We start from the raw sequence: 246 nt of genomic DNA, 5'->3' as shown, positions 1-246 counted from the left end.
GTTCCTCGAACAGGGCTATCACGGCGCCACGCTGAACGAGGTCGCCAAGCGGCTCAACATCACCAAGCCGGCGCTCTACAATTACTTCCGAGGCAAGGACGAGATCCTCTACGAATGCTGGTCGATCCGCCGCTTGGCGGTCCGCACGATCTTGCGGTTGTCCTCGCTGAGGTCGCGGATGTCGAAGCGAACCAGGCTCTTGCCGTAGTCCGCGGTCATCAGCTCGGCATAGCGGACGATCAGCTT

The 246-nt window shown here is 61.0% G+C and carries 1 pseudogene; it reads left to right on the top strand.

The features are described from left to right. Nucleotides 1–154: pseudogene (locus FNJ47_RS47825) on the top strand (TetR/AcrR family transcriptional regulator); the annotation flags it as partial. Nucleotides 155–246 lie beyond the last annotated feature (92 nt).

Origin of the sequence: Bradyrhizobium uaiense (genome assembly GCF_010811875.1) — a bacterium.
Lineage (GTDB): Bacteria > Pseudomonadota > Alphaproteobacteria > Rhizobiales > Xanthobacteraceae > Bradyrhizobium > Bradyrhizobium uaiense.
The sequence above is the reverse complement of the archived record's forward strand: the minus strand, read 5'-3'. Positions and strand labels throughout refer to the sequence as shown.